The organism is Bradyrhizobium nanningense (assembly GCF_004114535.1).
Taxonomy (GTDB): Bacteria; Pseudomonadota; Alphaproteobacteria; order Rhizobiales; family Xanthobacteraceae; genus Bradyrhizobium; species Bradyrhizobium nanningense.
Genome location: NZ_LBJC01000024.1, coordinates 354,455 through 366,994 on the forward strand (window position 1 = coordinate 354,455; position 12,540 = coordinate 366,994).

The 12,540-nt window shown below is 65.2% G+C and carries 11 protein-coding genes; 4 read left to right on the forward strand and 7 right to left on the reverse strand.

What is annotated here, in order from left to right; translation table 11 throughout:
• Positions 1-33 precede the first annotated feature (33 nt).
• A complete protein-coding gene (locus tag XH84_RS19190; RefSeq protein ID WP_128922719.1) occupies positions 34-699 on the forward strand; it encodes a 2-hydroxychromene-2-carboxylate isomerase in 666 nt (221 codons plus the stop codon).
• Between the two features lie 12 nt (positions 700-711).
• Here XH84_RS19190 and XH84_RS19195 read toward each other — a convergent pair whose 3' ends face one another.
• The gene (locus XH84_RS19195) at positions 712-1,206 is read right to left on the reverse strand and encodes a septal ring lytic transglycosylase RlpA family protein (protein ID WP_181769455.1); all 495 of its coding nucleotides are present in this window, start codon (positions 1,204-1,206) and stop codon (positions 712-714) included.
• A gap of 317 nt (positions 1,207-1,523) precedes the next feature.
• Complete coding sequence (locus XH84_RS19200) at positions 1,524-2,639, reverse strand: FUSC family protein (RefSeq protein ID WP_128922718.1); 1,116 nt, start codon at positions 2,637-2,639, stop codon at positions 1,524-1,526.
• A gap of 119 nt (positions 2,640-2,758) precedes the next feature.
• Here XH84_RS19200 and XH84_RS19205 point away from each other — a divergent pair, with 119 nt between their 5' ends.
• Entirely contained in the window at positions 2,759-4,126 is a 1,368-nt protein-coding gene (locus XH84_RS19205) for an MmgE/PrpD family protein (protein WP_128922717.1), read from the forward strand.
• 93 nt (positions 4,127-4,219) lie between these two features.
• On the opposite strand, the gene XH84_RS19210 is transcribed toward XH84_RS19205, so the two are convergent.
• Entirely contained in the window at positions 4,220-5,647 is a 1,428-nt protein-coding gene (locus XH84_RS19210) for a serine hydrolase domain-containing protein (RefSeq protein ID WP_128922716.1), read from the reverse strand.
• Between the two features lie 142 nt (positions 5,648-5,789).
• Entirely contained in the window at positions 5,790-6,851 is a 1,062-nt protein-coding gene (locus XH84_RS19215; protein ID WP_128922715.1) for an AraC family transcriptional regulator, read from the reverse strand.
• A 329-nt stretch (positions 6,852-7,180) separates the two neighbouring features.
• On the opposite strand from XH84_RS19215, the gene XH84_RS19220 reads away from it, so the two are divergent.
• Positions 7,181-8,098, forward strand: a complete 918-nt coding sequence (locus XH84_RS19220; RefSeq protein ID WP_128922714.1) for a pirin family protein — start codon at positions 7,181-7,183, stop codon at positions 8,096-8,098.
• A gap of 78 nt (positions 8,099-8,176) precedes the next feature.
• Complete coding sequence (locus XH84_RS19225) at positions 8,177-9,091, forward strand: phosphoribosylaminoimidazolesuccinocarboxamide synthase (RefSeq protein ID WP_128923008.1); 915 nt, start codon at positions 8,177-8,179, stop codon at positions 9,089-9,091.
• A gap of 34 nt (positions 9,092-9,125) precedes the next feature.
• Here XH84_RS19225 and XH84_RS19230 read toward each other — a convergent pair whose 3' ends face one another.
• The 3 genes from XH84_RS19230 to XH84_RS19240 all read right to left on the reverse strand — a co-directional run bounded on the left by XH84_RS19230 (position 9,126) and on the right by XH84_RS19240 (position 12,351).
• Positions 9,126-10,262: an SbmA/BacA-like family transporter gene (locus XH84_RS19230; RefSeq protein WP_128922713.1), complete on the reverse strand. Its 1,137-nt coding sequence runs from the start codon at positions 10,260-10,262 to the stop codon at positions 9,126-9,128.
• 106 nt (positions 10,263-10,368) lie between these two features.
• Positions 10,369-11,862, reverse strand: coding sequence for an NAD-dependent succinate-semialdehyde dehydrogenase (locus XH84_RS19235; protein WP_128922712.1), 1,494 nt, complete (start codon positions 11,860-11,862; stop codon positions 10,369-10,371).
• Between the two features lie 168 nt (positions 11,863-12,030).
• Positions 12,031-12,351, reverse strand: coding sequence for a hypothetical protein (locus XH84_RS19240; protein WP_128922711.1), 321 nt, complete (start codon positions 12,349-12,351; stop codon positions 12,031-12,033).
• Positions 12,352-12,540 lie beyond the last annotated feature (189 nt).

Here is a 12,540-nt window from a genome sequence, read left to right on the forward strand (position 1 = left end):
GCGGCATGATGGGACAGATCGTGGAGCGGGCCGATGACTCTGTCAGTTGATCTTTTCTTCTCTTTCCGCAGCCCGTTCAGCTATCTGGCGCTGCCGAAGACACTGAAACTCGTGGAGGAGTACGATCTCGCCGTCAACCTGCGGCCGGTCTATCCGCTCGCGGTGCGCGTCCCCGGCTTCTTCAAGAAGGCCAGCCCGAACTTCATTCGCTATGTCGTGCTCGACAGCACGCGCGTGGCGCAGCACGAGGGCATTCCGTTCCGCTTTCCCCGCCCCGATCCGATCGTGCAGGACAAGACGAATTTCGATGTCGCGGCCGAGCAGCCCTATATCCACCGCCTGACCCGGCTCGGCGCGATGGCGCAGCTCGATGGCCGCGCGCTCGCGTTCACCAATGCGATCGCCCGCGTGCTGTGGGACGGTTCGGTCGCGGGGTGGAACGAGGGCGATCATCTCGCGCGCGCGGCCGCGGACGCCGGCTTCGATCTCGCGGCGATGGATGCCGCGATCACCGCCGATCCGGATCGCTACGAGCAGGTGATTGCCGACAACGAGAAGGACCACGCCGCGTCAGGCCATTGGGGCGTACCGACCTTCGTGTTCGAGAACGAGCCGTTCTTCGGACAGGATCGCATCGACCTGCTGGTCTGGCGCATGCAGGGCAAAGGGCTGACGCGGCGTGCGGGCCAACATCGATGAAGACTGCCGTGTTCAACCCACGGGCCCCGGGGTCCAATTGTCCCCTGCAAGCGGACTAACTCTCACGTCAGTAATGACTCCGAGGTCCATGCTTGGATCAAAATGGCGCATCGTCCGCTCATTGAGGTCAATGATGCGGCCAGGTCTTAGTGGCCCCACGTCATTTATCTTGACGATGACCTTCTTGCCCACGGCCTCGACAAGGGCATATTTCGGCCTCGTGCCAAATTGAACCCCACCGAATTTCCGACGCAAGCTCGTCTTGATGGCGGCCGTCCAGGCAGAGGGATCATAACGCTCGCCGGTCGCTGTCTTCAGACCTCCCTCCTCCTTGCCGGGCTTGAACGGATTGTATGTGGACGCCGCGCCAACAATTGCATTGCCAGAGGCGGCATCGACGACGTCCTTTGAGGGATCCCCACGTGTTTCACTTCGAGCACTGGCAACAGAAACGGCAAGCGCAATCAGGGCGCCGCAAATTGCGGCGCTCGAGCGGAAGAGCATCATAAGTCCTGTGATTTTCTGGATTGTCCGGTTCCAGAACCGCAAACATGGTCAAGCCGAACGCAGAAGCGTCCATGAACTTGCGCCAATCTTTTGCGGATTCGAGCCAACCCCTGGCTACGGAACCGTTGTGAGAACCGGAGTTGGTCCTCACGTCGTGTTTAGCTTCTCATCCAATAAGACAGAGATTGCGTCAGCAGCATGACCCGATGGAACCTCGTGCGCGCAACGTCTCAGGGTCGCAGGCAGCCGATCGGGGCCAAGCCGCGCGACATGCGCATTGCTGTCGAAAGCCGACGTTTACGAGGTGGGGCCCGAACTCACTCCGCCACACGCACGGACTTGCCGCTCGCGACCTCCGACCATTCGCCGACGACGCGGTCGAGATCGCAGAGATTCTGGTGCATCTGCTCCAGCGAGAAACCGAGTGCGAAGAAGCGTTCGGCGGTGTCGCCGGCATGGCCGCGGATCAAACCGTCCTGACGGACGGCGGCAACCGCCTCCGCGTAGTGCTGGAGCGCGACGTGGACGGGATGGATCGGCGGCGCGCCCGCGCCTTCGCGCAAGGCGCTAGCGGCCGAACGCAGGAAGCGCGCGATCGCGGTCGACACTTCCGTCAACGGAGCAGCTAACCGCATCTGCACCTCGACCGGCAACGGCACCACGGTCGCGCGGCCGATCATCACGACGTCGTGGCGCAGCCGCAGCACGGTGCGCAACAGCGGGCCGGTGTCGGGCCCGCTCGACAGCCGCGCGGCGCGCTCGCGTTCGGCTTCAGCGCCGATGGCATTCATGCCCACCATCGCGGTGCCGATGCCGTCCTGGATCCGGTGCAGCGCGTCGTTGTCGCGGCCGCGCGTGAGGCCCGCGAGCAGCTCCGTGAAGGCATCCGCGATCAGCTCGAGCAGGATCGCCGCACTGGCACGAATCTGGCGCACCGCGCGCGAAGGCAGCACCAGAAACGACACCAGCAATCCCGTGATCGCGCCAACACCGACCTCGCTGACGCGATCGATCGCCGAGGTCATGGGATCGGAATGATGCATGGTCGGAACCAGCAGCACGATCACGGCCGTCACCGTGGCCGCGCTGAGGCTCGGATTGATCGCGGCGATGAAGGCGAGCGGCGCGACGGAGAGCACCAAGAGCCCCAACAGCCCCGCTTCACTGGAATAGGGGATCAGGATCGCGATGGCGCCGCCATAGATCGCGCCGCCGATCGTGCCCAGCATGTAGTCGCGCGTCGCCTTCAGCGAGCGGCCGACGCTCATCTGGGTGACGATCAGCGAGGTCAAGACCGCCCAGAGCGGCAGCAACAGATGCAGCGCGGTGGCGAGCGCATAGGCCGCGGTCGCGGCGACCGTGACCCGGATCGCCAAGCCCAGTTGCGTCCGCCGCGACCTGATCCGGTCGAACAGCTCGTTTGCGAGTGCCATCGTCTGAAGTCCCGATCCTCTCGAGGCCAGGCAAAAGCATGGCTGATGCCCGCGGCCGCAAGGCCGCTTGAAAGGCCAAATCAGCCCGCCTAACTTGCGCGCCAAAACGAGGAAACACGATGGCTCACGAAACCGCAACGCTCGCCGCCTATGTCTTCAATCTGAAATACGGGGATATTCCGGCTGAGGTGCTGGATCGCGCCAAAGTACTGACGCTGGACTTCCTCGGCAGCGCGATCCGGGCGAGGCGCGAAGCAGAATCGACCCCGTCGATCCTGAAGATGCTGGAAGCGCTGGCGCTCGACACCAAGGGCGAGTCCACCGTGTTCGGCGACAACAAGACGTGGACGCCGGCGGTCGCAGCCCTCCTCAACGGTGCGCTCGGCCATTCCCTCGATTTCGACGACACCCACGCCGATTCCTCGCTGCATCCGAGCGCGCCGGTCGTTCCGGCCGCATTCGCCGTCGGCGAGATGGTCGGCGCGTCGGGCCGCGACGTGCTGACCGCGATCGTCGCAGGCTATGAGGTCTGCTGCCGGCTCGGCAACGCGCTCGACCCGACCTCGCATTACGCGCGCGGCTTCCACCCGACCGCGACCGCCGGCACCTACGGCGCGGCAGCTGCCGCGGGCAAGCTGTTCGGCCTCTCCGAGCAACAGCTCATCTCCGCCTTCGGCGTCTCCGGCAGCCAGGCCGCGGGCTCGCTGCAATTCCTGGTCAATGGCGCCTGGAACAAGCGCTATCAGGTCGGTGCCGCCGCGATGAACGGCGTGATCGCCGCGACGCTGGCGCGCAACGATTTCGTCGGCGCGACGGAATCGGTCGAGGGCAAGCACGGCCTGCTCGCCGGCTACACCGACGATGCGCATCCGGACAAGGCGGTCGCCGAGCTCGGCAAGACCTATGAGACGATGAAGATCGGCGTAAAGCCCTATCCGAGCTGCCGCTATACGCATGCGGCGATCGACGCGCTGATCGCGATGCGGCGCGAGCACAATCTGACACCCGACCAGGTCAAGCGCGTCGAGATCGGCCTGCACCGCAACGGCATCACGCTGACCGGCGATGCCGCGACCAAGCGGCATCCGACGTCGATCGTCGGCGGCCAGTTCTCGATGTTTTTCACCGGTGCGCTTGCGCTCGACCAGGGCTCGTTCGGCTGGGACGATTATAATCGCCTCGGCGATGCCGCGATCGAGGCGCTCGCCGACAAATTCGATGTGGTGCAGGACGACCGGCTCGAGATCGGCCGCACCCACCCGTTCGGCGCCCGCGTCAGCATCACCACCGACGACGGCGTGCACGAGCGGCTTTATGCGGATCCCTCGGGCGAGCCGACCTCGTTCCCGGATACTCAGGCGATGCAGCAGAAGTTTCTGACGCTGGCACGCCCCGTGCTGAACGCGCGCGCGGAGAAGTTTGCCGATGCGATCATGACGCTGGAGCGGTTCGATCGCGTCGCGAAGGCGACGGAGCTGGGCCGGTAGCAAATTCTCGCCGCGCAGACGGTGCACCCTCGCCCCTTGTGGGAGAGGGTGGATGCGCGAAGCGCAGCCGGGTGAGGAGACGGCACTCCGCTCTCAATCCGCCCCCGCCAATTTCCCTTTCTCGCGCGTCGCGGCCACCACCTCGCGCACGAGATCGAACACGCCGTCCGCTTGCGGCGGCACGTTCGGCGAGCGGCCGAGCCGCACGATCACCAGCTTCTCCGACGGGATCACGATGGTGTATTGCCCGATCGTGCCCTTGGCGAAGAAGGCGTCGCGCGGCCAGCCGTGCTCCACGCGAAACTTCGCGTCAAAGCTGTCGCCCTGGTTGGTCCAGAAGCCGGCGCCGATGCCGACCCAGGCGTTTGGCGTGGCCGTCGCCGAATAGTTTACCCAGCCCTCCGGCAAGATGCGTTTGCCGCCGGCGACGCCGTCATTGAGATAGAGCTGGCCGAAGCGCGCCCAGTCGCGTGCGGTGGCGAGCATCTCGCTCGACCCTTCGATCGTGCCGGAGCCATCGAGCTGGAGCGTGACATGGCGCATGCCGAGGGGCGCCAGCAATTCGCGCCGCGCGAAGCGCAGGGCAGCTTCGGGCGCGCCGCCGGCGGCGTTGCGGATCAGGCGCGAGAGGATGAGCATGTTGCCGTCGTGATAATTCCACGCGGTGCCGGGCGCGGTCTCGAGCGGAATGGTCTCGGCATAGGCCGCCATGTCCGTCTCCACGAACTTCATGCGATTGATGGGCTCGAAGGCGGAGCCGAGCGAGGCCTGGAGCGAGCTGCCGAGCGCAAGCCCTGCGGTGTGGCGCAGAAGCTGATCGACCGTGATGGCGTGGCGCGGATCATCCGGATTTTTCCAGGCCGCGACCGGCGCGGGCTCGTCGAGCTTCAGCTTGCCCTGACGCACCAGCACGCCGATCAGGGCGGACACCACGGATTTCGTCATGGAGAAGCCGAGCAGCGGCGTCTCCGGTCCAATGCCATCGGCATAGCGCTCGGCGATGACGCGGCCCGATTTCATCACGACCACCGCGCGGGTGCGCCGGTGAGGCGGCTGGGCGGGCTCGGTGAAGGCGCGGTCGAGCGCGGCGGCAAGCGAGGGGCTCTGCGGCGGCACGATTCCGGGGCCGGCAATCTCCGGCAGCAGCGCCGGCTGCCCGTCCTCCGCCGGTACCTGCACATCGGCGAGCGGCACACCATGGTCGAGCGTGCAACCGAGGCCCTCGCGATAGACGGCATGGCTGCGGCCGAGGCCGAACAAAGTCACCGTAACGTCCTTGCGGACACGGTCGACCCGGTAGTCCATCGCCCAGGTGATCAGGCTGGTCCCGGGCATGGCATCGGTGGTTTCCGTGAAGGTGCGCTGCGGATCAAGGCCGGAGACAAAGGTCTCCGAGCACAGGATGTCGGCGACGAAGCCGGTCGCGACCTTCGACACGTCGCGGGCACGCGCCGCGCCGAGCGCGAGCCCGGCACAGGCGATGGTGGTGGTGAGGAGGGTGATCTTACGGCGGCGGGTCACTGGCTTTCTCCGGCTGGGGCGTAGGCCGGAAGGACGCCGGAGTGGGCGGAGAAGCGCTCGCCGGATTTGGAAAATGGCCTGGTTGAAGTCAGAAAGAGGCTGATCGATACTGAAATATTACAGTGATTACAGCGACTTGGATCTAAGCCGCATTCACCTTGAGTCGCCGGTACTCCGTCGGCGTCACGCCCGTGACCGCCTTAAAGGCGCGGTTGAAGGGCCCGAGCGACTGGAAGCCCGCGTCCATGGCGATGGTGATGACGGGCACCTCGGCCTGGGCGGGATCGGCGAGTGCGGCCTTGGCCTCCTCGATCCGGTGGTTGTTCAGGAACACATTGAAGTTGCGGTAGCCGAGCCGCTGGTTGATCAGCCGGCGGAGCCGGTACTCGGGAATCTTCAGCCGGCCCGCCAGCACGCCGATGGTGATGTTCTCCTGGCGATAGATCCGCTCGTCCGCCATCAGCCGCATCAGGGCATCGATGAGCTTTTGATCGGCGGCGTCCTCGGTGGCTTGCGGAGAGAAAACGACCGCCGGTGCGGCCTTCGCTTCGAGCGGAAACAGATCGCTGGCGTCGACGTGCATCATGGCGTAGGCGATGGCCGCAACGATACAGGCGAGCACGCCCGTATTGATCGCGTCGGCGACATCGCCGACTTGGCTGCCCGCGACGGCGATCTGGAGAGCCGCATTCACGCCGCCATAGAGCGCGCCCGCACAGACGATGAAAACGCGAACGCGGCGGCGGCGCTCGACCAGGTCGGCCGGCCATGAGGCGATCGTCTGCCCGATCGCAAGCGCGATGAAACCGAGCACGATCAGGTTGACCACCGTCACCGAGAATCGCACATGGCCGCTTGGCGCAATCCAGACACAACCTGCGAAGCTGAACGCCGTCACCAGCGCCCAGACCCATCCATGCCACCAGCGGAGGCGAAACTCGTCGTCGAATAGCGCGCGCGTGAACAGCCAGAACACGACGATATTGCCGGTCGACAGTGCAATCAGCGGCGCATGCGACGCCGAGATTCGCGACGTGACACCCACCGAATAGCTCACCGCATGCGCGGCCAGGCCCAGTGCGAGGGCGGCACCGAGCCGTCCCGCCAGCACGTTGCGGAAATCGGAAAGCAATGACGCCGCCAGAATCAGCAGCAGCGCGACGCTGGCAGCGCGGAAAGCAAGCTCGGTTGCGGCAAGTGTCATCGGGTGATGCGATCGGTCGCGGCTGGAAGCAGCCGAACATCGTTCGTTGCGCCGACTTTTTCAAGGACGATCCGCACTCACAACTGTCGTCGCCCGGCCAGCGCGCAATTGCGCACTAGGAACGGGCGATCCAGCACGCCGAGAGGGTCGTTATTGAACCGATGGGCGGCGGCGTACTGGATGCTTCGCTTTCGCGCGGCATGACAACGGAGTGGAACGATGACAGCGGAGTATGCGAAGCCATTCGCCGCGACGTCCGGTCCCGGCTTTGTCGCGACGCCACTTCAAAATCCTGCTACGATCATACCAACAAGAAACAGGAGTCCACTATGAGCTGGCAACCCTCGAACGATCCCGTGCTCGGCGATCCCATGTCCTGCGATGCGCTCGACCTCGTCATCGTGCCGCGGACGCGCGATCTCGGTGACGGGTTCGCAGTCCGGCGTGCGCTGCCGCACGGCAAGCGGCAAATGGTCGGGCCGTTCATCTTCTTCGACCATTTCGGGCCGGTGCAGTTCGTCTCCGGCAAGGGCTTGGACGTGCGCCCGCATCCGCATATCGGGCTTGCCACCGTCACCTATCTGTTCGACGGCGCGATCATGCATCGCGACAGCGAGGGCAATGTCCAGGAGATCGCGCCCGGCGCGATGAATTTGATGACGGCGGGGCGCGGCATCGCGCATTCCGAGCGCACGCCGGATGCGCAGCGCGCCTCGGGCCAGAAGATGCTGGGCTTGCAGAGCTGGATTGCGCTGCCGGCCGGGTCGGAAGAGATCGCGCCGTCGTTCCAGCATTATGCGGCGGGCGACCTGCCGATGATCTCCGAGCGCGACTTCACCGTACGCGTGATCGCGGGCTCCGCCTTCGGCATTTGCTCCCCCGTGTCGATGGTCTCGCCCTGGTTCTACACCGAGGTCACGGCCGCGGAAGGCGCGAGCATGCCGCTCGACCCCGACCACGAGGAGCGCGCGATCTATGTCGTCGATGGCGAGGTCGAGATCGCGAACGAGCGCTATGAGGGGCCGCGGCTACTGATCTTCCGCCCGGGCGACCGCATCACCGTGAAGGCGCTCAAGGTCACGCGGATGATGTTTCTCGGCGGCGATGCGCTGGAGGGGCCGCGCCATATCTGGTGGAATTTCGTCTCCTCCAGCAAGGAGCGGATCGAGCAGGCCAAGCAGGACTGGAAAACCGGCCGTTTCGCGGCAGTTCCGCAGGAACATGAGTTCATTCCGCTGCCGGAATAGGCTAATCCGGTGTCCGGCCGTGCCATCAGGCGCGGCCGGATGTTCTGCCTGAAGGCCTTGTCCGCGAAAGCTTTGCCGATGACCACCATGCTCTCCAGCGACCTGCCTCTGCCCAAGATCGGACGCGGCAAGGTGCGCGATATCTACGCCGTCGACGACGACCGCCTGCTGCTCGTCACCACCGACCGCATCAGCGCCTTCGACGTGGTGATGGGCGAGACCATCCCGATGAAGGGCGCGGTGCTGACGCAGATCAGCGCGTTCTGGTTCAACGAACTCGAAGGCGTGGTGCCGCATCACATGATCAGCGCCGACACCGACGAGATCATCGCGGCCATGCCGGCGTTGAAACCGCACCGCGCCGAGATCCTCGGCCGCGCCATGCTGTCGCGCCGCACCACCGTCTTCCCGATCGAGTGCGTGATCCGCGGCTATCTCTCGGGCTCGGCCTGGAAGGAGTACGCCGCCAGCGGCACGCTCGCCGGCGAGAAGCTGAAGGCGGGTCTCGTCGAGAGCGAAAAGCTGGAGCCGGCGATCTTCAGCCCGGCGACCAAGGCCGAGACCGGCCATGACGAGAACATCACCATCGCGAAGATGCGCGCGGTCGTCGGCGACGAGGTCGCCTACACGCTGGAGAGCATGACGCGCGCGATCTACACGCTCGGCGAGGAGCTGGCGCGTGAGCAGGGCATCATCATCGCCGACACCAAGTTCGAGTTCGGCCGCGACAAGGACGGCCGCATCATCCTGATCGACGAGGTCATGACGCCGGACTCCTCGCGCTTCTGGGCGGTCGATGCCTACAAGCCCGGCCAGCCGCAGGCGAGCTTCGACAAGCAGCCCTTGCGCGACTATCTCGACGTCGAGCGCCGCGCTGGCCGCTGGAACGGCGACGCCCCCCCGCCCCCGCTGCCGGCGAGAGTGGTGGAGGCGACGAGCAAGCGATATCTGGAAGCGTATCGGCGGGTGACCGGAGCGGAGCTGAAGATCTAGCTCCCACTTTGCCGTCGCGACAACACGCGTCGCCTCAAGCGTCCGACGACACGATGCGTTCGGCAACGATCGATCGGTGACCGGCTTCAGCGCCGGTCGCGCGATCCGCATCCAAAGCCAGCAGCAGCTCGGCAACCCGGTTGGCGGACGCCGTCCATTCCGCGAGCTTGGCGTAGTTGTCCGTAAACCAGTTGAAGGCGGTCTGGACAACGACGAACGCCGCCGAGGCCTGAACCACCTCGCCGAGCGTCATGGTGTCATCGAGGTACTTGGGCAGGCAAAGCAGCAGGCCGACCACCGGCGTCACCAGAAGCCCCGTATAGGTGACCAGCGTCATCCGCATCAATTGCCAGCAGTAGATTCGCCAGATGGCGATCACGGCTTTCAAAGCGGCGCCGACGGCGTGGCGGTCGTTCGTGCCGGCCTCCTCCACCACCTTGCCTTCGCGGGTCTCGCGCACATGCGTTCCGATCGCCCGCAGCTCGGCTTCCATGCGCTTATTTTCCTCGATGACCCGAGTCAGACGGCCGGCTGTCAGCCAGATGCCGATCACCAACAGCCCGGAATATGCGATCACCGCGAGGACGAGATAGCCGGGAATCGCAAAGGCGATGCCGTCGACGTTGACCGCCAGGCTCCCACCGACCGACCATAGCACGCCGACGAAGGTTGCGATCGTGAGCACCGACTGCAGCAGACCGGTGACCAGATCGATCGGGAGGTCCGTTGCCACCTTGGCATCTTCGGCGATGCGATATTCCGGCGCCTCGTGATGTCCCTCGATGGAGCTGCGCCCCGCAGAACGATCATCCGCCAGCCAGTCGCCATAGAGACGGCTGCTCAGCCACTCGCGCCAGGAACGCTGCAGGGTCATGCGCGCCCACACCGAGAACACGGTCAAGGCGATGCTCGCCGCCGCCAGCGGCAGAAACCGAAGTGCCTGGGACAGCAGCTCCGCCTGATCCTTCCGGCCGACGGCGTTGAAGAAATCCCGATTCCAGAAGTTCAGTCCGTACTGCGTCAGGAGTTGGAGGATGACGTTGATAATCAACGCGACCACCAAAAGCCACGCTGTCCAGGCGGTTGGTCCGCGCCAGTATCCCGAGGCGCTCTGCCAGAAGCGGCCTAGAAGCTGCTTTTCACCCGGAACGAAAGAGGTCCTCGTCAGCATCAGCGAGCCGCAAATCCTGCGCGCGCGCCATCCCTATGATGCCGCGCGTCCCAAATTAGGCGGTCTTGGCCGAGGCCTCTTGACCTGCGTCAAGCGATGCTGGCGGCTACACCCCCGCCATCATCACGTATTTGATCTCGACATATTCTTCCATGCCGTGGCGGGAGCCTTCGCGGCCGAGGCCGCTCTCCTTGACGCCGCCGAAGGGTGCGACTTCGGTGGTGATCAGGCCGGTATTGACGCCGACCATGCCGGATTCCAGCGCCTCGGCGACGCGCCAGACGCGGCCGAGATCGCGGGAGTAGAAATACGAGGCCAGGCCGAACGGCGAGGCGTTGCACATCGCAATGACATCGGCCTCGTCCTTGAACCGGATCACCGGCGCGAGCGGACCGAAGGTTTCCTCCTGCGACACCAGCGAATCCGACTTGACGTCGGCCAGCACAGTCGGCTCGAAGAACGAGCGTCCGAGCTCGCTGCGCTTGCCGCCGGTCACGACCTTGGCGCCGCGCTTGACGGCATCCGCGATGTGGCGCTCGACCTTGTCGACCGCCTTCATGTTGATCAAGGGCCCTTGCGTGACGCCGCTCTCGGTGCCGTCGCCGATCTTCATCGCCGCGACCTTTGCCGACAGCTTCTGCACGAACTCGTCGTAGATTTTGTCCTGGGCATAGAGACGGTTGGCGCAGACGCAGGTCTGGCCCATGTTGCGATATTTCGAGACGATGGCGCCCTCGACCGCAGCGTCGATGTCGGCGTCGTCGAACACCACGAAGGGCGCGTTGCCGCCGAGCTCCAGGCCAAGCCGCTTCACGCCGACGGAGGCCTGCTGGTAGAGGATCTTGCCGACCGCGGTCGAGCCGGTGAAGCCGACGAAGCGCACCGCCGGATGCTCGCACAGCACCTTGCCGATCGGCGGCGCATCACCGGTGACGATGTTGAGCACGCCCTTGGGGATGCCGGCCTTCTCGGCGAGCACGGCGAGCGCCAGCGCCGACAGCGGCGTCTCGTTGGCGGGCTTGAGCACCACGGTGCAGCCGGCCGCGAGCGCGGGGGACACCTTGCGCGTGATCATCGAGTTCGGGAAATTCCACGGCGTGATCGCGCCGCAGACGCCTATCGGCTGCTTGATCGCGAGCAGGCGCGCATCGGGGCGCTGCGTCGGAATGGTCTCGCCATAGACGCGCCTTGCTTCCTCGGCGAAGAATTCGATATAGGCGGCGCCGATATCGACCTCGCCGAGCGCCTCCGAGAGCGGCTTGCCCTGCTCGGAGGTGAGGATCAGCGCGAGATCCTCGCGGTTGGCGATGATCAGCTCGAACCATTTGCGCAGGATGTTGGAGCGCTGCTTGGCGGTGTGCTTGGCCCAGGCCGGAAAGGCGCGCTGAGCGGCTTCAACCGCCTTGGTGGTCTCGTCCGCGCCGAGCTGCGGGACTTTTGCCAGCTCGACGCCGGTCGCGGGATTGTTGACGGCGAAGACCGGCGTGCCGACCCAGGCGCCGTCGATGTAGCAGGCCTCCTTCAGGAGCGAAGGGTCCTTCAACCGGTCGCGCAGGGTGGCGGTGGCTTGCGGGGCGCGTGCGGCGGCGGTCGGTGTCATGGCGTACTCCCTTAGGCAATCGGACTTGGGACGATCGGATTGGCCCGGAATATAGGGGCAAGCGGTGCCCGATGCACCGCCCCGCAACGCACATCTGATGGGAGCTAAAGTTGGGAGCGGTGCTGTTATCCCTCCCCAGCGGGGAAAGGTTTGGCATCGCGATCGAGGTCAGGCCGCGCCGCTCATATAGGTTTCGCGCCGGCCGATCATGCGCTCGGCGGCGGCCTTGGCGTCGGCCTTCGAGGAGGTCGCGCAGGTCCGGTATTCGAGATCGGGCACGTCGGACGCGTTGCGACGTCCGAACCAGGATTTCGAGCCGACCGGCAGCAGCGCCAGGGATTGCGCCAGATTGTCGACCGCGCCGAAGGAATAGAGCGCGCCGGTGCCGGCGACTCGGACTTCGTAAATGCCGGGCGAGATCGGCGCCTCCAAATTCTCGCCCCGTCCGGGCCGGGGATAGCGCTTCCATTCACTCCAGGTCGAAATCATTTGAGGTCCCCCTCGCGGCCGGTCAGCAGCCGCCAATTTGCATCAAGTCTTAATGTCGCCGGCCGATTGGCCGCGTGCTCAACCGCCGCAACGCACAAAATGTTTCAAGTGCTTCAAACAGGTGAAACATATCGCCAGAGCCCATCCACGGTCACTTCGACGTGCGGCCATCCACCGCAGATTGTGCCG

Excerpts from the sequence above, each read along its gene's own strand:
- XH84_RS19225 (WP_128923008.1), top strand. The coding sequence starts at position 8,177 with ATGACCACCATGCTCTCCAGCGACCTGCCTCTGCCCAAGATCGGACGC.
- XH84_RS19235 (WP_128922712.1), bottom strand. The coding sequence starts at position 11,862 with ATGACACCGACCGCCGCCGCACGCGCCCCGCAAGCCACCGCCACCCTG.
- XH84_RS19230 (WP_128922713.1), bottom strand. The coding sequence starts at position 10,262 with ATGCTGACGAGGACCTCTTTCGTTCCGGGTGAAAAGCAGCTTCTAGGC.
- XH84_RS19215 (WP_128922715.1), bottom strand. The coding sequence starts at position 6,851 with ATGACACTTGCCGCAACCGAGCTTGCTTTCCGCGCTGCCAGCGTCGCG.
- XH84_RS19195 (WP_181769455.1), bottom strand. The coding sequence starts at position 1,206 with ATGATGCTCTTCCGCTCGAGCGCCGCAATTTGCGGCGCCCTGATTGCG.
- XH84_RS19220 (WP_128922714.1), top strand. The coding sequence starts at position 7,181 with ATGAGCTGGCAACCCTCGAACGATCCCGTGCTCGGCGATCCCATGTCC.
- XH84_RS19200 (WP_128922718.1), bottom strand. The coding sequence starts at position 2,639 with ATGGCACTCGCAAACGAGCTGTTCGACCGGATCAGGTCGCGGCGGACG.
- XH84_RS19240 (WP_128922711.1), bottom strand. The coding sequence starts at position 12,351 with ATGATTTCGACCTGGAGTGAATGGAAGCGCTATCCCCGGCCCGGACGG.
- XH84_RS19205 (WP_128922717.1), top strand. The coding sequence starts at position 2,759 with ATGGCTCACGAAACCGCAACGCTCGCCGCCTATGTCTTCAATCTGAAA.
- XH84_RS19190 (WP_128922719.1), top strand. The coding sequence starts at position 34 with ATGACTCTGTCAGTTGATCTTTTCTTCTCTTTCCGCAGCCCGTTCAGC.